This is a genomic window from Streptomyces sp. PA03-6a (assembly GCF_033792765.1).
Lineage (GTDB): Bacteria > Actinomycetota > Actinomycetes > Streptomycetales > Streptomycetaceae > Actinacidiphila.
The window spans coordinates 34106-53981 of record NZ_JARAVK010000030.1 but is presented as its reverse complement, the minus strand read 5'-3'; the positions used below and the strand labels follow the sequence as shown (position 1 = coordinate 53981).

At 74.2% G+C, this 19876-nt stretch carries 15 protein-coding genes; 3 read left to right on the top strand and 12 right to left on the bottom strand.

Features of this window, described 5'->3' with window-relative positions:
* Positions 1–119: 119 nt before the first annotated feature.
* From PV350_RS10485 to PV350_RS10470, 4 genes are all read right to left on the bottom strand, one after another.
* A complete protein-coding gene (locus PV350_RS10485) occupies positions 120–1274 on the bottom strand; it encodes a glycosyltransferase (RefSeq protein ID WP_500333449.1) in 1155 nt (384 codons plus the stop codon).
* Complete coding sequence (locus PV350_RS10480; protein ID WP_499510597.1) at positions 1271–2392, bottom strand: glycosyltransferase family 4 protein; 1122 nt, start codon at positions 2390–2392, stop codon at positions 1271–1273. The genes PV350_RS10485 and PV350_RS10480 overlap by 4 nt, the downstream gene beginning before the upstream one ends.
* 144 nt (positions 2393–2536) lie before the next feature.
* Positions 2537–2698: a hypothetical protein gene (locus PV350_RS10475; protein ID WP_500333448.1), complete on the bottom strand. Its 162-nt coding sequence runs from the start codon at positions 2696–2698 to the stop codon at positions 2537–2539.
* Between the two features lie 142 nt (positions 2699–2840).
* Positions 2841–4265 carry a HEAT repeat domain-containing protein gene (locus PV350_RS10470; protein ID WP_499510599.1) on the bottom strand — a complete coding sequence of 475 codons (1425 nt, stop codon included), beginning with the start codon at positions 4263–4265 and terminating at the stop codon, positions 2841–2843.
* 347 nt (positions 4266–4612) lie between these two features.
* Here PV350_RS10470 and PV350_RS10465 point away from each other — a divergent pair, with 347 nt between their 5' ends.
* Positions 4613–6100 (top strand): PP2C family protein-serine/threonine phosphatase, encoded by a 1488-nt coding sequence (locus tag PV350_RS10465; protein WP_500333447.1) that lies wholly within the window; start codon positions 4613–4615, stop codon positions 6098–6100.
* Positions 6101–6277: 177 nt separating this feature from the next.
* On the opposite strand, the gene PV350_RS10460 is transcribed toward PV350_RS10465, so the two are convergent.
* On the bottom strand, positions 6278–7753 hold the full coding sequence (locus PV350_RS10460; RefSeq protein WP_500333446.1) for a DNA-binding protein NsdB: 1476 nt from the start codon (positions 7751–7753) through the stop codon (positions 6278–6280).
* 395 nt (positions 7754–8148) lie between these two features.
* On the opposite strand from PV350_RS10460, the gene PV350_RS10455 reads away from it, so the two are divergent.
* Together PV350_RS10455 and PV350_RS10450 are read left to right on the top strand one after the other, a co-directional pair.
* Complete coding sequence (locus PV350_RS10455) at positions 8149–9243, top strand: aminoglycoside phosphotransferase family protein (RefSeq protein WP_499510602.1); 1095 nt, start codon at positions 8149–8151, stop codon at positions 9241–9243.
* A gap of 319 nt (positions 9244–9562) precedes the next feature.
* Complete coding sequence (locus PV350_RS10450; protein WP_500333445.1) at positions 9563–11572, top strand: N-acetylmuramoyl-L-alanine amidase; 2010 nt, start codon at positions 9563–9565, stop codon at positions 11570–11572.
* Here the strand turns inward: PV350_RS10450 and PV350_RS10445 are convergent.
* From PV350_RS10445 to PV350_RS10415, 7 genes are all read right to left on the bottom strand, one after another.
* The gene (locus tag PV350_RS10445; protein WP_361791587.1) at positions 11535–12035 is read right to left on the bottom strand and encodes a hypothetical protein; all 501 of its coding nucleotides are present in this window, start codon (positions 12033–12035) and stop codon (positions 11535–11537) included. The genes PV350_RS10450 and PV350_RS10445 overlap by 38 nt on opposite strands.
* 49 nt (positions 12036–12084) lie before the next feature.
* Complete coding sequence (locus PV350_RS10440) at positions 12085–14967, bottom strand: ATP-binding protein (protein ID WP_500333444.1); 2883 nt, start codon at positions 14965–14967, stop codon at positions 12085–12087.
* A 384-nt stretch (positions 14968–15351) separates the two neighbouring features.
* Positions 15352–15591 carry a DUF397 domain-containing protein gene (locus PV350_RS10435; RefSeq protein WP_018561140.1) on the bottom strand — a complete coding sequence of 80 codons (240 nt, stop codon included), beginning with the start codon at positions 15589–15591 and terminating at the stop codon, positions 15352–15354.
* Positions 15592–15699: 108 nt separating this feature from the next.
* Positions 15700–16878, bottom strand: coding sequence for a thiolase family protein (locus PV350_RS10430; RefSeq protein ID WP_499510604.1), 1179 nt, complete (start codon positions 16876–16878; stop codon positions 15700–15702).
* Positions 16875–17948, bottom strand: a complete 1074-nt coding sequence (locus PV350_RS10425; RefSeq protein WP_500333443.1) for a thiolase family protein — start codon at positions 17946–17948, stop codon at positions 16875–16877. The genes PV350_RS10430 and PV350_RS10425 overlap by 4 nt, the downstream gene beginning before the upstream one ends.
* Positions 17945–18898, bottom strand: coding sequence for an OB-fold nucleic acid binding domain-containing protein (locus tag PV350_RS10420; protein ID WP_499510606.1), 954 nt, complete (start codon positions 18896–18898; stop codon positions 17945–17947). The genes PV350_RS10425 and PV350_RS10420 overlap by 4 nt, the downstream gene beginning before the upstream one ends.
* 20 nt (positions 18899–18918) lie before the next feature.
* On the bottom strand, positions 18919–19722 hold the full coding sequence (locus PV350_RS10415; protein WP_499510607.1) for a crotonase/enoyl-CoA hydratase family protein: 804 nt from the start codon (positions 19720–19722) through the stop codon (positions 18919–18921).
* Between the last annotated feature and the right edge of the window lie 154 nt (positions 19723–19876).

The following is a 19876-nucleotide window of genomic DNA, read 5'->3' as shown; positions in this document are numbered from 1 at the left end:
GGGAACAGGGGCGGGCATCCGGACGGTGACCTGGTCCTGGACGGGTACCGCGACCCCGGTGGGCGCGTGGGCCGCGGGTCTGGCACGTCCGGGGACGGTGGGCGTCTGCGTGCCCGTCGTCATGGCGTGACCTCCGGGACCGTGAGCCGGGGCGCGGCGTCGTGGGCGGCGAGGAAGGCGCTCACGGCGGTCGGCCAGCCGTATCGCTCGGCCTGGGCGCGGGCGATGGCCCGGCGCATGGGCTCCGGGCGGGCCAGCAGGTGGCCGACGGCGTCGGCGAAGGCCGGGCCGTCGTCGGTGGCGGCGGCACCGGCCGGGCCGAGGATGTCGGGCAGCGCGGACAGCGCGCTGGCGACGACCGGGGTGCCGCAGGCGAGGGCCTCCAGGGCGGACAGGCCGAACGTCTCCACCGGGCCCGGGGCCATGACCACGTCGGCGGTGGCCTGGAGGGCGGACAGGGCGCGACGGACGGGGACGTGCCCGACGAAGGTGACCGGCAGCCGGGCCTCCCGGGCCCGGGCCTCCAGGCGGGCGCGCATCGGCCCGTCCCCCGCCACGACGAGGACGGCGTCCACGCCCTGGCGACGCATGTGGGCGAGGGCCTCCAGGGCGCGTCCCGGCCGCTTCTCGGGCGACAGGCGGGAGCACATCACCAGCAGCACCTCGGCGTTGCCGGCGTACCGGGCGCGCAACTCCGGGTCGTGGTGCGCCGGGTGGCATGCCTCCAGGTCGACGCCGAGCGGCGCCCGTACGACGTTGCGGGCCCCGATCCGCTCGAACTCCGCGGCCGCCCAGGCCGTCGTGCAGACGATGCGCGAGTACACGTGCGCGCTGCGGCGGTTGAGCCGGTCGGCGGCGCCCTGGGCGAGGCCGCTGGGCACACCCCAGGTGCGCAGCACCCCGTCGACGCTCTCGTGGGACACCATGACGGACGGCACCCGGCGGCGGCGCGCCCACTCCCCGGTCCAGCGCAGCGTCGTGCGGTCGGAGACCTCCAGCCGGTCGGCGCGGAGGCCGTCCAGCACCGCCTCCAGCCGGGCCCGGCCGGTCAGGACGCGGTAGCCGCCGGTACCGGCGACCAGGGGGCCGGGGAGGGTGATGACGCGGCCCTGGGAGGTCATCTCGTCCTTGGCGGCGGGGCCGGGGACGACCAGGACCGGGTCGTGGCCGGCCGCGAGGTAGCCCTCGCCGAGGTGGCGCAGCGCGGTGCGCAGGCCGCCGGAGGTGGGCGTGACGAAGTTCGCCAGCCTGACGATGCGCAGCGGGCCGGTCATGCCGCCACCGCCGTGCGGGCGTCGAGCACCTGCGCGTAGTGCTCCAGGAGCAGGTCGCCGACGGCCTCCCAGGTGCGCGCGGCCACGTCGGCGCGCCCCTCGGCGCCGAATTGGTCGCGCATGGCCGGGGCGCTGGCCAGCAGCCGTACGGCGCCGGTGACGGCGTCCACGTCGCCGGGCGGCACGAGCAGCCCGGTGCGGCCGTGGTCGACGAGGTCGAGCGGACCGCCGGCGGCGGGGGCGACCACGGGCAGCCCGCTGGCCATCGCCTCCTGGACGGTCTGGCAGAACGTCTCGAACGGCCCGGTGTGGACGAAGACGTCGAGGGAGGCGTAGATCCGCGCCAGGTCGTGGCCGGTGCGGCGGCCGAGGAACACCGCGTCCGGCAGCGCCTCGCGCAGCCCGGGGGCGCTCGGGCCGTCCCCGACGACGACCACCTTCACCCCGGACAGCCGGCCCGCGCCGGCCAGCAGCTCCACGTGCTTCTCCGGTGCGAGGCGGCCGATGTAGCCCACCAGGACCTCACCGTTCGGGGCGAGTTCACGGCGCAGCGCCTCGTCGCGGTGGGCCGCGTCGAAGCGCACGGAGTCCACGCCGCGCGGCCACAGGTGCACGCGCGGGACGCCGTGCGCCTCCAGGTCGCGCTGGGAGGCGCTGGACGGGGCGAGCGTGCGGTCGGCGGCCGTGTGCACGGCGCGGATGCGGCGCCACGCGGTGCTCTCACCGCGGCTCAGGTAGGTGCGGGCGTACCCTGCGAGGTCGGTCTGGTACACGGCGACCGCGGGGATGTGCTGCCGGGTGGCCGCGGCCATGCCGCGCACCCCGAGGATGAACGGGCTGGCCAGGTGGACGAGTTCGGCGCGGTGCGCGGCGATCGTCGCCGCGGTCCTGCGGCCGGGGAGCGCCACCCTGACCTGCGGGTAGCCGGGCAGCGGCAGCGACGGCACCCGCACGACGGGGCACGGTTCGTCCCCCGGCACGGACTCCTGCGGGCCGGCCGGCGCGATCACCAGCGGCTCGTGGCCCCTGCGGACCAGATGTTCGGCCGTGCGCAGCGCGCAGTGGGCCACTCCGTTGACGTCGGGTGGGAAGGACTCTGTGACGATGGCTACTCGCATACGGACGTTGTCGGCTCCCCGGGCGTTGTCCGGGTCACGTGGATCTTTCACCTTGGGGAACGTGCCGTGAGCGTTGGGTCCGGATCGGGCCTTCCGGCCGCGCCGGCGCCCCTCGGTGCCCCCCGGACGCCGCGCCGGGCGGCGTCAGGCGCCGCTCGCCGGTCCGGGCAGGAGTTCGGCGACGGGCACGGGGCCGGCGGTCGGGTCGGCGTGCGGGAGGCCGACGCCTGGTCCTTCGGCGAGGCGGTGGCACAGGCCGCGCGGACCCAGCGGGCCGTGGTCCGGGGGTGAACCGCCGGGAATCACCAGCCGCTCGTCCTCGACGCAACTCCGACATCCGCTCCAGGACTTCCCGCGGCGGGATGCCGCGGGCGAAGGCCGGACCCAGCAGCGGCAGGTCACAGCCGTCCATCCGGTCCGGCCCCACCCGCGACCGGGGGGCCGGGGCCTACCGCGCGGGGTCGCCGGAGCTGAGGCGGCCGCGGACCGCGGTCTGGACCTCGGCCTCCTCCGCGGGATCGGCGGCGAGGCTGCGCAGGCGGGCCAGGACCCGGACGTCCGAGGTCGTGGCCGTGCGGGCGGCGAGTTCGCGGGTGGTCTCCTCGCAGTCCCACAGGCACTCGACGGCGAGGCCGGCGCCGAAGCAGGGGTCGGTGCGGGCGAGGGCGTGGGCGGCGACGCCGCGCAGCTGTGAGGAGCTCGTCTCGCGGTAGACGTGGCGCAGGACGGGGGCGGCGCACTCGATGGAGAGCCGGCCGGCCCCTTCCACGAGTACGGCGAGGCCCTCGGCGTCGGCGCCCTCGCGCTGGACGAGTCGGCGCAGGGCGCCGAGGACGCGGTCGGCGTCCTGTTCGCCGCCGCGGCAGGCGAGCATGCGGGCGGCGGTCGCGCCGAGCACGTCCTCACGGCGTGACCAGGCGCGGGCCCGGGTGAGGGCGGCGATGCTGCGCATCCGCTCGAAGGACTCGACGGCGGCGCGGGCGACGAGCTCGGACTCGCTGAGGGCGGCGGCCTCGATGAGGTCGAGGGCCTCGCGGTCCTGGCGGTCGGAGAGGTGGCGGAGTGCGGCCGCGCGGGCCGCCTCGGGACCGCTGCGGGCCGCCCGGACGAGCTCCTCGCGGTCCTCGGGGCCGGCGACGGCGGCGAGGCAGCGGGCGGCGGGGGCGTCGCGGTGCTGCGGTGGGTGGGCGGCCAGGCCTTCCTGGGCCCATTCGAGGACGGCGCCCACGCTCCAGCCCGGGGTCGGCCCGGCGGGCCGCATCTGGCGCTGCCAGCGGTCGAAGGCGGTCTGTTCCGATGCCTTGCGCACCCGTTCGGAGACGGCGGGGTCCGGATCCTCGGCCCACAACCGCCAGGGCCGTGGCTCGTACGCCTCGCGGAGCGCGGCGGCGAGCTGGGCGTCACCCTCCGTGGTGAGCGGGAAGCGGGCGAGCACGGCCGGGCCGAGTGCACGCAGCGCGTCGTCCTCGTCACGTACGGCGAGCTCGTCCAGGGCCCACTCCCAGTTGCCACCGGTGGCGGCGTAGCGGCGCAGCAGCAGGGCGGCGTCCCGGCGGCCGTAACCGGCGAGGTGACCGAGGACGGACAGCGCCAGGCCGCAGCGGTGCTCGTCGGGGCTGATGACGTCGTCGGGGTGGAAGAGGTGCTGTTCGATCCCGTCGAGCGAGCCCTCGAGCTCCGAGTAGAGGCGCGCGTAATAGAGGGAGCGGGACTCCACGCGCCAGTCGTGACGGGGGTCGCGCAGGACGCACTGCTCCAGCGCGGCGAGCGCGTCGGCTCGCTGCGCTGCGAGGGCGTGCAGGGTCCCGTCTCCGCGTCCTCTCTGGAGGAGGCCGAGAAGGGTACCGCTGGGCGCTATGTCGGGGTCGAACATGAGGTCAGCATCCGGTGCGGGGAGTTGGTTGGCAACGGGATTTCCCGTTACCGGCTGCGAGGTATCTTCGCAGATCGTCCCGGGTTCAAACCCTTTGCGCGGCACCCGGGCGGCTCGCGGGCACGCTCGTGGCCGGAGTCCCGCAGCTTACCCGGACCGAGGCATTCCGCCGAGTTCCCCGAGCGTGGCGGCACTCCAGGCTCCTGACATATGCCGGTAGCACCACCGGATCGGGTATTGCAGAAACCCTTACGGGCCATCACTCCTTGTGCAAGAGTCGTGACTGGCCCATCCGTACGGCCCCGTTGAGGCCGGCGCCCGGTTCGGAGACATGTTCGGAGAGCGTCATGCCGCCCCATTTGCATGAGGACCGCGCCACCGCGAAGCCTGAGCCCGGCACCGTGGACGCGCTCATCTCCCAGACCCGCCAGCTGCGCGGCAAGGTCGACGCCGTTCGCCGTGACGCCGCCGCCGAGGACGAGGAGGACCCGCAGCTGCGCTGGCAGCGCGCGCTGTGCGACCTCGCCGTCCACCAGCTCGACGACCTGGGTGCGCACCTCGGGCAACTGCGGGACGGCATCCCCGCCCTCGGCGACCGGGAGACGGGCACCGAGCCCGGCGGCGCCGCCTACGCGGGCCGGTCCGCCCGGGAGGTCCCCGTCCCCGCGCCGGTCGCCGGCGCCGTGCAGGCCCTGGGGCGGGCCGGCAGCGCGGAGTGGGACCTGGTCACGGACGGTGTCCAGTGGTCGGAGGAGCTCTACCGCATCTTCGGGCGCACCCGCGAGGACGGGCCGCTCACCCTGGACGAGCTGCCCTCCTGGCTGTTCGCCGAGGACCAGCAGACCCTGACCGCGGCCGTGACCGGCTGCCTGGTGGACGCCCGGCCGATCGACTGCGAGTTCCGCATCGTCCGCCCGGACGGTGCCGTGCGTACGGTGCACATGGTGGGCGAGCCGGTGCTCGACGCCGCCGGCGCCACCGCCTCCATGTGGGCGGTGCTCCGCGACGTCAGCGAACTGCGCCGCAGCCAGCGGACGCTGCGCGAGACCCGTGACTCGTTGCACCGCGAGCGGCAGATCGCGCAGACCGAGCGCCGGCTGGCGGTCGAGCTGCAGGAGGCCGTACTGCCGCCGTGGCGCGGCTCCCTGCGGTTCCCGCAGGACGGCGGCCCCACCACGGTCGACCTCGCCGCCCACTACCTCCCGTCCTCCTCCGGCGCGCTCGTCGGCGGCGACTGGTACGACGCGCTGCACCTGCCCGACGGCTCCGCGCTGCTCACCGTGGGCGACCTCACCGGGCACGGGGTCTCCGCCACCTCCGGCATGGCCATGCTGCTCGGCGCGCTGCGCGGCATGGCGATGACGGGGCTGGACCCGGCCCCGCTGCTGGGCGGGCTCAACCAGTTGCTGGACAGCTCCGCGCAGCCCGCCCTGGGCAGCGCCCTGTGCTGCCGCTACCGCCCCGAGGACCGCTCTTTGGTGTGGGCGCAGGCCGGACACCCCGCCCCGCTGCTGTTCCGCGACGGGACGGGGCGACCGCTCGACGCACCCGAGGGCGTGCTGCTGGGCGCCACCTCGGGCGCCCAGTACGGCCAGGCCACCGAGCGGTTGCTCCCCGGCGACCTGCTGGTGCTGCACACCGACGGCCTGCTGCCGCGCCGCTCCGGTTCCCTGGCGGCCTCGGACTCGGCCGCCGCCGTGCGACGCCTGCTGGAACTCGGCCCGAGGTTCGCCCAGGCCCGTACCCCGCAGGAGTGCGTGCGCATCGTGGTGGAGGAACTCGGCGCCCCCGAGCGCGAGGACGACGCCTGCGTGCTCATCGCCAAGTTCCACTGAGGTCCACGGGCACACTGGTCCACGGGCGCACCGGTCCGCGGGCCCGCCGGTCCACATTCGACGTGTTCCCATGTCGACGTGTCGACATGAGGACGACATCCGGGAGAGCCGGCTCATTCGGCGTCGAGTCGGCTGGTCCCGCCCATCGATGTCCACGTCCTCCGCGTGGGTCTCCGTTCAGATCGCGGGGCCCCTGCGCTTGGGGCCGCTCGGCAGCGCGATCTCGATCTCCTCACGCAGGTCCTGGATCCTGGTGAAGTCGGAGTAGCGGGCCGTCAGCCGGTACATCTCCCGCAGCCGGTCCCAGGTCCGCAGCGACGAGTTCTGCCTTATGGTCAGCAGCGCCAGTCGTGCGTAGCGGTCCGCCTGCTCGGGGTCGTCGGCGATGAAGCAGGCCGAGGCCAGCGAGATGTAGTCGAAGATGTTGGACCGGTCGCGGCCCTTGCCGCGCAGCTCCAGCGCGTGCTTGGCGTGCTGCTGCGCCGTCCGCGCCGCCAGCGGCTCGTACTCGGCGAGGGTGCGGTACGCCAGCGCCTGCATGCCGTGCAGATCGGCCTCGTCGAACATCTGCATCCAGCTCGGCGGCGGGACGTCGCCGCGGTCGGTGGCGAAGAGGTCCTCGGCCTTGCCCAGGGTGCGGCGCATCGCCTGGCCGTGGCCCATGGAGGCCTGTGCCCAGGCCTCGATGGTGCAGAGCATGGCGCGGGTGCGCGGCAGGGTCTCCTGCCCGGAGCCGGACTGCGCCAGCTTCATCAGGTCCAGCGCGTCGTCCGGCCGTCCCAGGTGGACCATCTGCCGGGCGGCGCGGGAGAGCGCCTCTCCGGCCCTGGGCCGGTCCCCGCCCTCACGCGCGGCGTGCGCCGCGATGACGAAGTACTTCTGGGCGGTGGGCTCCAGGCCCACGTCGTGGGACATCCAGCCCGCCAGGACGGCGAGGTTGGCGGCCACGCCCCAGAGCCTGCGCTTGAGGTGGTCGGGGTGGTGGTAGGCGAGCATGCCGCCCACCTCGTTGAGCTGTCCGACGACCGCCTTGCGCTGCAGTCCGCCGCCGCGGGAGGCGTCCCAGGCGCGGAACACCTCGACCGAGCGCTCCAGCGCCTCGATCTCATGGGAGCCGACCGGGGCCGCCTCGTAGCGGTCGTAGGAGACGGCGTCGGCGTCGAAGGGGTCGTTGGTGGTGGGGGCGTCGGCCGCGAGCGCCGGATCGGTGCGCAGCCAGTCGTACATGGCGCTGCTGAGTGCGGAACCCGCGGCAAGCGCGGCTCCCGCGCCCACCAGACCGCGTCGGTTGAGCATGAGGTCCATTCCCGTGAATTCGGTGAGGACCGCGGCTGTTCGCTCCGGTGGCCAGGGCAGTCCGTCGGCGCTGACGGACTGCTTCCTTCCCGTACGCCGATGCCGGCCGAACCCGAGATCCTCGATGGTTACGACACGGCCGAGACGCTCGGTGAACAGGGCGGCCAGCACGGTGGGGACGGGTTCGCGGGGGGATTCCCCGGTCTCGACCCAGCGGCGCACGCGCGAGGTGTCCGTCGCCAGCTGCGGGTGGCCCATGGCCGCCGCCTGCCGGTTGACGAGTCTCGCGAGTTCTCCCTTGGACCATCCGGTGAGTGCGAACAGGTCCGCTAGCCGTGTGTTGGCTTCCTTGTCCATCCAAGCCCCCAGGTTCCTCGGCACTGTTGACACTAACGGCCGGTCAGCGCCGCCGCGAGCATTCGCCATGGTTCGCCAGGGTGCGCCAGATGGTCTGCCACCCGCATGCGGTGGTCAGGTAGGAACGCGCCACCCGGCCCGGCAACCGCCGGCTCGCGAACGGTCGCATATGAACAACTTTCGAAAAACGCCGATCAGCGTTGAACAACTCGAGAGGCATGTGCGTACTGGTACGCGAGGGGCGTACGGCGCGTGGACAGTTCGGACCGCCGGCCCGGACCCGCATTCCCCAGGGTGCGGGACCGGACGCCGACTCCGGCTCCGGATCCGTCCACGCGCCGGCCCCGCCACCTCGTCAAGAGCTCGTTGGCACACGAAGGGATCTGTCTCCCCATATGTATTCAGCATCGTCCTCCGTGTCCGCACCGCCCCGGCCGACCCAGCTCCCGGGGTTCACCGGGACAGGGACCGCCATACGTCCTCGTCCGGTGCTGCCCGCTCCGCGCAGGGGCGCGCCGGGGACCTCCCACCCGCTCGGCGGGAGGCTCGACTTGACCGGTCCCCAAGGCGCGCAGTTGCGCTCGGCCATCGCCTCGGTGCAGCGCATCTGTCCCGAGTTCACGCCCGTCCAGATGCTGCGGCGCAGCGGCCGCTCGGTGCTGCTGGTCGGCACCTCCGGCCGTGCCCCCGCGGTCGCCAAGTGCCTGCTGGACCACTCCCCCGCCTGGGTGGAGCGGTACCGGCACGAGATCGGCGCGTACCGGGCCTTCGTACGGCACCGGCCTCCGGTCAGGGCGCCGCGGCTGATCGCCGCCGACCCCGAGAGCTGCACGCTCGTGCTGGAGCGCATGCCCGGACGGGTCGCGGCCCTGCAGCGGCACCCCTCGGAGGCCCCGCCGCGGGCCGACGTGCGGATGGCGCTCAGCGCGATCTCCCGGGTCAACATGTGGCGTCCGCCGGCCGGGATCTTCGACGCCCCCGTCGACTACGCGGCGCGGCTGTCCCGTTACCACGAGCTGGGACTGCTCACCGACCGGGACATGGGCGACCTGCAGAAACTGCTGCACGGACTGGCGCACGCACAGGGCCAGTTCAACCACGGCGACGCCCTGCTCTCCAACATCCTGCTCTCCCCGGCCGGCCCGGTGCTGGTCGACTGGGAGCACGCCGGCTGGTACCTGCCCGGCTACGACCTGGCGGTGCTCTGGATGATCCTGGGCGACGACCCGGTCGCCCGGCGGCAGATCAGCCAGATGGCGCAGGCCGCGGGACCGATCGCGCGTGACGCCTTCCTGGTCAACCTGATGCTGGTGGTCACCCGCGAGATCCGCACCTACGAGACGGCCGTCCAGCGCACGATGCGCAGCACCGTCCCGGTGGGTCCGGGCGCCGCCGAGGCCGGCGAGGAGCAGCGCCTGCTGCTGCGCCGTCTGCACGACGACGCGGGCCTCGCCCGGCGGGCCGTCAGGGCCGCCGTCGGCACGAGGTGACCTTCCGGCCGGTTCCCGGACGGAAGAGGAGGAACCGGTCCGTGGTGGACGGCGGAGCACCGCGGTCGCGGACCCGGGGACCAGGGGAGGGTCCTCCGGTGCCGTCGCGGTGCCGTCCGGGCGGCCTCAGGGCCGGGACGGCACCGCCGGTGGTCCAGTCCACTGACGCACCGCAGGCCATGGCGCCCGTGCGGGGAAAGCTCCCGGCACGGGCGCTGACATGCGTAAACCGCTTTCACAGTGCCTAGTTGACGGATCGTCGACCAATGGATACCTCTGTGGTGCCGAACGGCCCCGTGCGTCACCACAGGAGGCTGCAGTGCGAGGAACCCCCCACAACGCGAGACGCCCGCGCAAGGTCGTCACCGCCGCAACGGTCACCGTGGCCGTCGGCGCCCTGCTCTCCGCCCTGTCGCCGCTGCCCGCGGCCGGCGTGACCCCGCAGGAGCGGGACGCACCGCTCCGGCAGGCCTTCCGGGACGCCGCGGAACGTCATCACGTCCCGGAGAGCGTGCTGATGGGCGTGGCCTACCTGGAGTCGCGCTGGGACACCCACCGCGGACTGCCCAGCGTCACCGCCGGATACGGCCCCATGCACCTCACGGACGCCCGGACGGCGCTCACCGGCTTCCCCCGAAGGGGCGATGGCGGTGACGACCCGCGCGGCGACGTGGGCCGTCCCCTCGCCGACGTGGGGCTGCCCGCCACGGACACCCGCGCGCTGCCCTCCGCGCTCACCACGCTGGACCGCGCCGCCGGGCTGACCGGGCTGAGCGCCGAGGAGCTGCGCGAGGACCCGTCGGCCAACGTCGAGGGCGGCGCGGCGCTGCTGGCCCGGGCCCAGAAGTCGCTGGGCGCACCACTGAGTTCGGACCCGGCCCGCTGGTACGGCGCGGTGGCGCGGTACTCGGGCGCCGACGACACCGCCACGGCGTCGGTCTTCGCCGACGACGTCTTCCAGGTCATCCGCGAGGGAGTCACGCGCACCACGGACGACGGGGAGAGCCTCACCCTCGCCGCGCACCCCGGGCTCGCGCCGCAGACCGCCCAGCTCCGCTCCCTGGGTCTGCGCACGGTCGCCGCGGACGGGACGGAGTGCCCGCGCACGATAGCGTGCGAATGGCTCCCGGCCCCGTACGAGGAGTACGGCACGGGCGACTACGGCAACCACGACCTCGCGGACCGCCCGCACGACCAGAAGATCGACTACATCGTCGTCCACGACACCGAGGCCACCTGGGACACCACCCTCCAGCTGGTGCAGAAGCCGGACTACCTGGCGTGGCACTACTCGATCCGCTCCGCGGACGGCCACGTCGACCAGCACGTGCGGACCAAGGACGTCGGCTGGCACGCCGGCAACTGGTACGTCAACGCCAAGTCCGTCGGCATCGAGCACGAGGGCTTCCTCACCGATCCCGGCGCCTGGTACACCGAGGCCATGTACCGGGCGTCGGCCCGGCTGGTCCGCTACCTGGCCGGGCGTTACGGCATCCCGCTGGACCGGCAGCACATCCTGGGCCACGACAACGTCCCGGGACCGACCCCCGCGAACATCCCGGGGATGCACACCGACCCCGGCCCGTACTGGGACTGGGCGCACTACTTCCAGCTCCTGGGAGCGCCCTTCCGGCAGACCGCCGGGCCGGGCAGCGCCCTGGTGACGATCGACCCGGACTACGGCTCCAACCGGCCCGTCTACACGGGGTGCGCGAGCGCCGGTGACACCTGCCCGTCCCGCGGTTCCACGGCCGTCCGGCTGTACACCGAGCCACGCGAGGACGCCCCGCTCGTCAAGGACGCCGGTCTGCACGGGGAGGCCCCCTCCACGACCGGGGTGAACGACACCGGCGCCCGTGCCTCGACCGGCCAGCAGTTCGCGGTGGCCGGACGGCGCGGGGACTGGACGGCGATCTGGTACCTCGGCCAGAAGGCCTGGTTCCACGACCCCAGGGGGCACCGGACCGCCCTGCCGGCCACGGGCCGGCTGGTCACGCCCAAGGAGGGCCGCGACGAGGTCCCGGTGTACGGGCGCGCCTACCCGGAGGCGTCCGCCTACCCCGCGGGCGTCCCGGTGCAGCCGGACTCCCCGCTGCCGTACAAGCTGCTCGCGGGCCAGAGCTACGCGGTGGGCCGGGCGACGCACGGCGAGTACTACCGGGCGGTCACCTTCGACGCCTCCCAGCACGTGGTGGTGCGGGGGGAGCAGCTCTACTACGAGATCCAGTTCGGCCACCGGGTGGCCTGGGTCAAGGCCGAGGACGTCACCCTGCGGCCCTCCTGGGTCCCGCTCAGCCCTGCTGGAACATCTCCGCGGGGAGGGGCTTGAGCAACTGGTAGAGGTCGTCGGTGATCGGGCGGTCCCAGGTCGCGATGGTGACCAGGACGCCGTCGCTGCGGTCGAACTGCGTGCAGGCGATGCGCCCCTCGGAGAGCTTCACCTTGCGCACGATCAGCAGGTTGTCACCGTGCATGACCGGGGTGTCCTCGGTGCCGACGACCTCGACCGGCTCGTCGTTGCCGAGGGCCAGCAGCAGCTGGGCGACCTCGAAGGGGATCTGGCCCTCTTCGAGGTCGCGGGCGGGCGAGCCCTCGGGGAGGTTGCCGATCAGCATGGCGGGACCGCGCCCGCCGAAGAGGTCGTAGCGCAGGAAGATGCCCTGGCAACTGCCGTCCTCCCCGGGCAGCAGCCCGGCGCCGAGTTCGCCCGGCCAGTCGCCCGGGTCCATGGCCAGGACGTCGAATTCCGGCCCTGTGGGCGTTGCGGCGCTGCGGCGGCGGAGGAACGACATGCGCCCATCGTACGGTCCCCGGGCCGCCCGTGTGCCCGGGGTCGCGTCGCTACGGGGCGAGCGCCCGGGACAGGCCCGCCCGGTCGGTGCCGATCTTGCGGTAGACGGCGGAGAGCAGACGGGTGACGCCCTCCACGTCGGTGTCCAGACCTGCGGCGATCTGCTCGTCGTCCTCACCCCGGGCGGCCCGCGAGGCGGCCGCCCGTTCCTGTGCGGTGAGGGCGTCGGTCTCCGTCGTACGGAGCCTGCGTGGGCGCAGTCCGGCGGCGGCGAGTTCGTCGCGGGCGCGCTCGGCCAGTTGGTCGGCACCGCAGTGGACGGCGGTCTCCAGGCCCCGGTAGAGCTGCTCGGCCGCCTCGTGGAGCCGGGCCTCGCGGCGCAGCGCGGCACCGTGGTCGACCAGGGCCCGGGCCAGCTCGTAGCCGGCCGGTGAGCGCTCCAGGTGCGTGACCGCCTCCTGCAGCAGCTTGAGCCGGTCGGATTCCGCGGCCACCTCGGCGCAGACCCGCAGCGCCTGGCCGATCGAGGACGCGGTGCCGTACTGGCGGGCGCGCTCGACGGCGTCGGCGGCGGTGGCACGGGCCCGCTCCGGGGTGTCCCGGGCCTCGGCGAGCGCGAGGTGGAGCTTCCAGGGGGACCAGGCGGGATTGCGCATGCCCCGGGGGTCGAGCCGGCGGCCGCACGCCTCGAGCTGGGCGATGGCCTCGTTGACCATGCCCCTGGCGAGCAGCAGTTCGCCGTAGACGGTCTGGGCGTCGGGGAAGGTGACGGCCGCAGGGAAGGGCTCGCAGAAGTCGTACTCCTCGGCGAGGGCAGCGGCCTCGCGGAGCCGGCCCCGGGCGAGCAGGATCTCGACGAGGATCGCCACGGTGTACCAGACGACGGGGGTGCCGCGGCCGACGCGGTCGGCGAGCCGCAGGCCGTCGCGGGCGAAGTCCTCGGCCTCGGCGAGGCGCCCGCGGCGGTAACGCACGTACCCGAGCAGGGAGTAGCCGAAGGCGAGGTGGGCGCCGCGCCATCCCTGGCGCTCGTAGTCGCCGATGCCGGCGGCGAAGAGCTCCTCGGCGCGGCCGGGCCGGTCGGCGTACATGTACGTCATCGCGACGAGGACCGGGACCTCGAAGCCGAAGTCCTCGCTGGCCCAGGGCAGTCCGCCGTCCAGGGCACGGTCGGAGTGCCGCAGCGCGGTCTCGGCGGGCTCGCCGCGCAGGGTGGCGTCCCAGGCGCGCAGGCCGATGATGTAGCGCTCGGTCAGGTCGCGTCCGGTCAGCCGGTCGGCCAGGCGGGCCAGCCGGCGGGAACGGGCCGGGGAGTCGGGTTCGTCGGAGCGGAAGGCGTCCCACATGAACTGCTCTTCCTGCATCCGCAGCCGGGCCCGCGCATTGGTGGCGGTCCGTGCGGCCTGTCCGACGGTGTCCGCGGCCTCGCCGAGCCGGTCGGAGTGGGCCAGCGCCTGGGAGAGCCGGTAGGTGATCGCGTCGCGCAGCGCCGGGTCGACGACGGGCTCCTCGAGCGCGGCGCGCAGGTGGTTGACGGTGGTCGCCGGCTCGGTGAGCAGGGAGGAGCAGCCGAGCTCGAACAGCACGGCCGCCCGGTCCTCGAACGGGGGCGGCTCGCGCAGGGCCCGCGCCAGGTAGCGGCGGGCCGCGTCGGGGGCGCCGGCCCGGGCGGTGTCCCGGGCGGCCTGGCGCAGCTGGCCGACGACCCAAGGGTCGCCCTCGGGGTGGGTCTCCAGCAGGTGACGGGCGGCGGCGGAGGGGCCGAGCCCGGCGTCCACGACGGACCAGGCGGCCTGGCCGTGCAGGGCGACCCGGACGGCGTCGGGGATGGCCCGGTACACGGCGGTGGCGATGAGGGGGTGGACGAACTCCAGGACGTCGCTGCCGGTGAGGATGCGGGCCTTGCGGAGCCGGTCCGCGGCGTCGGCGGCCTCCTCGCCGCCCAGGCCCGCCACGCTCGCGGCGATCGCCGGCGAGATGGACGTGCCGAGGACGGCCGCGGCCCACGCCATGCGGACGGTGGAGGTGCCCAGGCGTTCCAGGCGGGCGATGAGTCCGCTGCCCTTGGCGGCGGCGGCGAGGTCGCGCAGGAGGTGCGCGCTGGACTCGTCGGGGCGCAGCGCCCGGTCGAGGACCTTGGCGGTGAGCTCCACGGCCTCGAAGGGGTTGCCGGCGGTGACGGCCCAGGCCTCGCGGCAGAACGCGTCGTCGGCGTGGTCGCCCACGGCGTCGCGGATGAGCCGGCCGATGGCGGCGGCGCTGAGCGGTTCCAGGCCGAGCGGGCGGGTGCCGGAGCGGTCGGGGAGGCCGCGGAACGCCTCGGCGTGGGCGGGGAGTTCGTCGGGGCGGTAGGCCACGACGACGAGCATGGGGAGTTCCTCGGCGCGCGGTGCGAAGGCGGCCAGCCAGCCCAGGGACTCGGGGTCGGCCCAGTGGGCGTCGTCGAGCACGAGGACCACGGGGCCACGCCGGACGGCGATGTGGGTGAGCACCCAGTCGAGTCCGTCCGCGAGGCCCTGCGGGTCCGGGGGCGCGCCCTCGCCGTCGGTGCACAGCCCCAGGGCGGGGCCGACGATGCCGTACCAGCTGCCGAGGGTGGTGCGGAGCACCCCGTCACCGGCTCCGGCGAGCTGGGGCTGCAGCAGCTGGCGTGCGACGTGGAAGGCGACGCCCTGTTCCTGGTCGCCGCCGCGGGCGTACAGGACGGTGCAGCCGAGGGCGGAGGCCCGGCGCCGGGTCTCCGCAAGCAGGGTCGTCTTGCCGAGGCCCGCGGGGGCCGCGAAGGCGAGCACGCCGCCGCGCCGTGTGCCGGCGCGGGGGTGGTCCCCCTCGGCCCGTATGCCCGTGAGTTCGGCCAGCGCCTCGTCGACGGCCACGAGCTCGGCCTCGCGTTCGAGGAGCGGTCGCCGGGACTTCGGTGTGCGCCGCGCCATAGTGCACCCCCTGCCCCTGATCCGGCGCGCGCCGGGGCGCGCCGGTGATGCTCGGACGCCTGTCCGGTGGCACCTCAGCGTACGCCACCAGGGACCCTGCGTGAGTACATAAATGCGAAGTGGTGACGGCTGTTCACAATCGTCCGCGGAGTGATCGACCGTGCTCGATCAGGTGCGCCCACGTGCGGGAACGCGTCACCGTGATGCCCCCGGCACATGCCGGACCGGTAGCGGTACGACGGCCTGTCAGGTGCATTCCCCGGGGACGTACCGCGGGCGCGGGAACCGGGGGCACGAGGCCTCCGGGGCGCGCCCGGCCGGGTGCGCCGGCAGCCCGTCGCCGTGGACGGGGCGGGCTGCCCGGCGCGCGCCTGTGGGCTTCCGTCAGGTGAGGTCGAACTCGCCGTCGCGGGCCCCGAGGACGAAGGCCCGCCATTCCGCCGGGGTGAAGATCAGCGAGGGCCCCTCGGGGCTCCGGCCGTCCCTCATGGCGATGTAGCCCTCGACGAAGGCGATCTGGACGTCTCCTGTGCCCTGGCTGCTCGACTGCCATGTTGCATTGGCCAGATCAAGCTGCGGCTTCTTCCCGTTGGCCAACGGCGATCCGATCGTGCTCTCGGCCACGTCCGCTCTCCTCCCGACTCCGTCGTCCGGGCCAGCCTAGCGACCGTGCCGGGGCCCGGACAGGTCATGGAAGAACCTGCCCGGACCCGGTACCGGTTCATGCCCGCTTCACTCTCCGGGGTGCCCGGATCCGACCACCCACATGGCGAAGAACTGCGAACCCCCGCCGTACGCGTGACCCAGCGCCAGGCGTGCGCCGTCCACCTGGTGGCCGCCCGCCGTGCCGCGCACCTGGAGGGCGGCCTCGGCGAAGCGGATCATCCCCGAGGCGCCGATCGGGTTGGTGGACAGCACACCACCCGAAGGGTTGACGGGCAGGTCGCCGTCGAGCTCCGTCACCCCCGACTCGGTGAGCTTCCAGCCCTCGCCCTCCTGGGCGAAGCCGAGGTTCTCCAGCCACATCGGCTCGTACCAGGAGAAGGGCACGTACATCTCCACGGCGTCGATCTGCCGCCGCGGATCGGTGATGCCCGCCTGCCGGTAGACGTCGGCCGCGCAGTCGCGTCCGGCCCGGGGGCTGACGAAGTCCTTGCCCGCGAACATCGTGGGCTCGCTGCGCATCGCCCCGCCGTGCACCCAGGCCACCGGTCCGGGGGCGCGGCGCCCGCCGGCGCCGTCGGTGAGCACCATCGCGCAGGCGCCGTCGGAGGACGGGCACGTCTCGGAGTAGCGGATCGGGTCCCAGAGCATGGGCGAGGAACGCACCTTCTCCAGGGTGATGTCCTTCTCGTGCAGATGGGCGTACGGGTTCCTCAGCGCGTTGCGCCGGTCCTTGTACGCGACGAGGACGCCGACGGTGTCGGGCGCGCCGGTGCGCCGCATGTAGGCGCGCACGTGCGGCGCGAAGAACCCGCCCGCCCCGGCCAGCAGGGGCTGCTGGAAGGGGACGGGCAGCGACAGCCCCCACATCGCGTTGGACTCGGACTGTTTCTCGAAGGCGAGCGTCAGGACGGTGCGGTGCACCCGCGCGGCGACCAGGCTGGTCGCGACGAGCGCGGTGGAGCCGCCCACGGAGCCCGCGGTGTGCACCCGCATCATGGGCTTGCCGACCGCGCCGAGGGCGTCGGCGAGGTACAGCTCGGGCATCATCACGCCCTCGAAGAAGTCCGGGGCCTTGCCGATGACGACCGCGTCGACGTCCGCCCAGGTCATCGAGGCGTCCACCAGGGCACGCTGCGCCGCCTCGCGGACGAGTCCCGCGATGGACACGTCGTGCCGCGCCGAGGTGTGGTGGGTCTGGCCGACGCCGACGACCGCGACGGGCTCCTTGCCGGTCACCGCGCTCATCGGTCCTCTCCTTCCAGGACGGCGACCAGGTTCTGCTGCAGGCAGGGCCCGGACGTGGCGTGGGCGAGCGCGCGGCGGGACTCGCCGCGGTGGATGCGGGCGGCGGCCTCGCCGAGCCGGATCAGGCCGGCGGCCATCACGGGGTTCGCGGCGAGCGGGCCGCCCGAGGGGTTGACCGTGACGTCGTCCCCCAGGGCGAGTGCCTTGCGGAGCACGACCTCCTGGGAGGTGAAGGGGGCGTGCAGCTCCGCGGTGTCGACGGGTGCGTCGAAGGCCCCGGCGCGCTGCGCGGCCAGCCGGGCGGAGGGTGAGTCGGTGAGGTCGCGGACGCCGAGCGCGTGCGCCTCGATGCGGTGGTCCATGCCGCGGATCCAGGCGGGGCGTTCGCACAGCCGCCGGGCGGTGTCCCCGGCGGCCAGCACGACAGCGGCCGCGCCGTCGCCGACCGGCGGACAGTCGCCGCGGCGCAGCGGCCGCACCACGTACCCGCCCTGCGGCCGGTCGCCGGACTCCTGGGCGTACGGATTGCTCCCGGCGGCGGTCCGGCTGCGGCCGGCGACGGCGGCGAGCGCGCTTTCGTCCGTGTCGCCCGCGTCGATCAGGGCCTGGGCCTGGAGCGCGGCCAGCGCGACGGAGTCGGGCCACAGCGGTGCCAGGTAGTAGGGGTCGAGCTGGCGGGTCAGCACGTCCCGCAGCCGCCCCGGCGAGGACTTGCCGTAGGAGTAGACCAGGGCGGTGTCGGCCTCGCCGGTGAGGAGCTTGACCCAGGCCTCGTACAGCGCCCAGGCCCCGTCGGTCTCCACGTGCGACTCGGAGATCGGCGGCCACGCCCCGACCCCGTCGAGCGCCATGGTGAAGGAGAAGGCCCGCCCCGCCAGGTAGTCGCAGGAGCCCGAGCAGGTGAAGCCGATCTCCCCCGCGGTGAGGCCGACCTGGCCCAGCACCTCGTGCAGCACCGGCATCAGCATCTCGACCTCGGAGAGGGTCGCGCTGTCGCGCACGTGCCGGGTCTGGGCGAAGGCCACGATGGCCACGTCCCGGCGCGCCTGCCCAGTGGTCGCCGTGGTCACAGCAGCTCCTTGTAGGTGTCGTAGTCGGCGTCGGGCTCGCCGGTGGGCCGGTAGTGGTCGGGGTAGCTGCCGTCGCCGGTCCAGACGGGTTCCACGCGAAGGCCCATGCGCACCTGGTCGTACGGGATGCCGCCGATGCGTCCGTGCAGGGCGAGGCCGGCGCCGTCGAGGGCGATGTGGGCGTAGACGTAGGGGACCTCGATGTCGACGCCCTTGGCCTTGATGTTGACGATGCAGAAGGTGGTGACCGTGCCGCGCGGGCCGACCTCGACCTGTTCGTCGGTGGCGACGCCGCAGGTGGGGCACGCGCCCCGGGGCGGGACGTAGACCTTGCGGCAGGAGGGGCACCGCTCGCCGACGGTGCGGTGCCCGGCGAGGGCGGCGAGGTAGCGGCTCTGGGCCCGGCCCGGGGCGTAGGTGTACTCCAGCCGGGCGGGCACGGTGATGCCGGTGACGGGTTCGGCGAACGCGCCGGTGTGCGCGGTCGCCACGGTCGCCCCGGCGGTGTCGTCGTCCGCGGCGGGTTCGAAGCACGCGATGTCGGTGACGGCGCCGGTGCGCCGTCCGGCCCAGCGGACGCGGACGCGCATGCCGGTGCGCACCGCCTCCGGGCCGGGTGCGTCCAGGACGTGCAGCAGAGCGGTGTCGGCGCCGTCGAGGCGGACCAGGACCCAGGCGAAGGGCGTGGCCAGCGGCTGCTGCGACCGCGGCGACGGGTTCCAGGCCCAGGTCGTGACGGTGCCGGTGGTGCCGACCTCGACGAGCTCGCGCAGTTCCTCGGCGGTGACCGGGTCGTACTCGACGGGCGGCACGAGCACCCGCCCGTCCCCGGTGCGCACGCCGAGGACGGTCCGCTCGCGCAACCCGGTGAGGAAGGCGCTCTGCACCGGGCCGAGGGAGCGGGTGAAGGGGAACTCGACGACGAGGGGCGCGGTGAGCGGTTCGGGCATGGCGGTGATGACCTCCCGTGTCAGGCGCGGCGGTAGACGGGCGGGCGCTTCTCGCCGAAGGCCCTGGCGCCCTCCTTGGCGTCGGCGGTGGCGAAGACGGGCCCGCCGCGCTCCAGTTCGGACCTCAGTCCCTCGGCCTCGGTCATCTCCGCGGTCTCGTAGACCGAGGCCTTGACGGCCTCGACGGCCAGCGGACCGTTGGCGTTGACCAGTGCGGCGATCTCCAGCGCCCTGTCCAGCGCGGTGCCGTCGGGGACCACGTGGCCGATCAGCCCGATCCGCTCGGCCTCGGCGGCGGTGTAGGGACGGCCGGTGAGCAGCATCTCCAGGGCGTGCGTACGCGGTATCTGGCGGGCGAGGCGGACGGTGGAGCCGCCGATGGGGAAGAGGCCGCGGCGCACCTCGAACAGGCCGAAGACCGCGCTCTCGCCCGCGACGCGGATGTCGGTGCCCTGGAGGATCTCGGTGCCGCCGGCCACGCAGGGGCCCTCGACGGCGGCGATCACGGGCTTTCGGGGGCGGTGGTGGCGCAGCATCGCCTTCCAGTGCAGGTCGGGGTCGGCGGTGAGCCGCTCGCGGTACTGCTGCCCCGCCATGCCGCCGTTCGCGGCGAGCGCCTTGAGGTCCATGCCGGAGCAGAAGGCTCCGCCGGCGCCGGTGAGGACCACCGAGCGGATCGCGTCGTCCTGGTCGGCCTCCAGCCAGCCGTCGTGGAGGCCCACGAGCATCGGCAGGGAGAGCGCGTTGCGCGCCTCCGGCCGGTTGAGGGTGAGTACGAGTGTCGCGCCGACGCGCTCCACCGTGAGGTGTTCGGTGCCGCCCATCGCCGTCCTCCCGCGTCGCGTACCGGACCTAGAACAGGTTGCAGTAGGCGCAGGTCGAGTTCAATACTTTTCTGACTGTCAGTCAGATTCTTGCCGCGGGACCCCTTCACAGCCCCCCTGCGGGGTGCTCTGATGACCGGCTGGGAGCCGGACG

Excerpts from the sequence above, each read along its gene's own strand:
- PV350_RS10485 (WP_500333449.1), bottom strand. The coding sequence starts at position 1,274 with ATGACCGGCCCGCTGCGCATCGTCAGGCTGGCGAACTTCGTCACGCCC.
- PV350_RS10480 (WP_499510597.1), bottom strand. The coding sequence starts at position 2,392 with ATGCGAGTAGCCATCGTCACAGAGTCCTTCCCACCCGACGTCAACGGA.
- PV350_RS10470 (WP_499510599.1), bottom strand. The coding sequence starts at position 4,265 with ATGTTCGACCCCGACATAGCGCCCAGCGGTACCCTTCTCGGCCTCCTC.
- PV350_RS10465 (WP_500333447.1), top strand. The coding sequence starts at position 4,613 with ATGCCGCCCCATTTGCATGAGGACCGCGCCACCGCGAAGCCTGAGCCC.
- PV350_RS10460 (WP_500333446.1), bottom strand. The coding sequence starts at position 7,753 with ATGGACAAGGAAGCCAACACACGGCTAGCGGACCTGTTCGCACTCACC.
- PV350_RS10455 (WP_499510602.1), top strand. The coding sequence starts at position 8,149 with ATGTATTCAGCATCGTCCTCCGTGTCCGCACCGCCCCGGCCGACCCAG.
- PV350_RS10445 (WP_361791587.1), bottom strand. The coding sequence starts at position 12,035 with ATGTCGTTCCTCCGCCGCCGCAGCGCCGCAACGCCCACAGGGCCGGAA.
- PV350_RS10440 (WP_500333444.1), bottom strand. The coding sequence starts at position 14,967 with ATGGCGCGGCGCACACCGAAGTCCCGGCGACCGCTCCTCGAACGCGAG.
- PV350_RS10430 (WP_499510604.1), bottom strand. The coding sequence starts at position 16,878 with ATGAGCGCGGTGACCGGCAAGGAGCCCGTCGCGGTCGTCGGCGTCGGC.
- PV350_RS10420 (WP_499510606.1), bottom strand. The coding sequence starts at position 18,898 with ATGCCCGAACCGCTCACCGCGCCCCTCGTCGTCGAGTTCCCCTTCACC.
- PV350_RS10415 (WP_499510607.1), bottom strand. The coding sequence starts at position 19,722 with ATGGGCGGCACCGAACACCTCACGGTGGAGCGCGTCGGCGCGACACTC.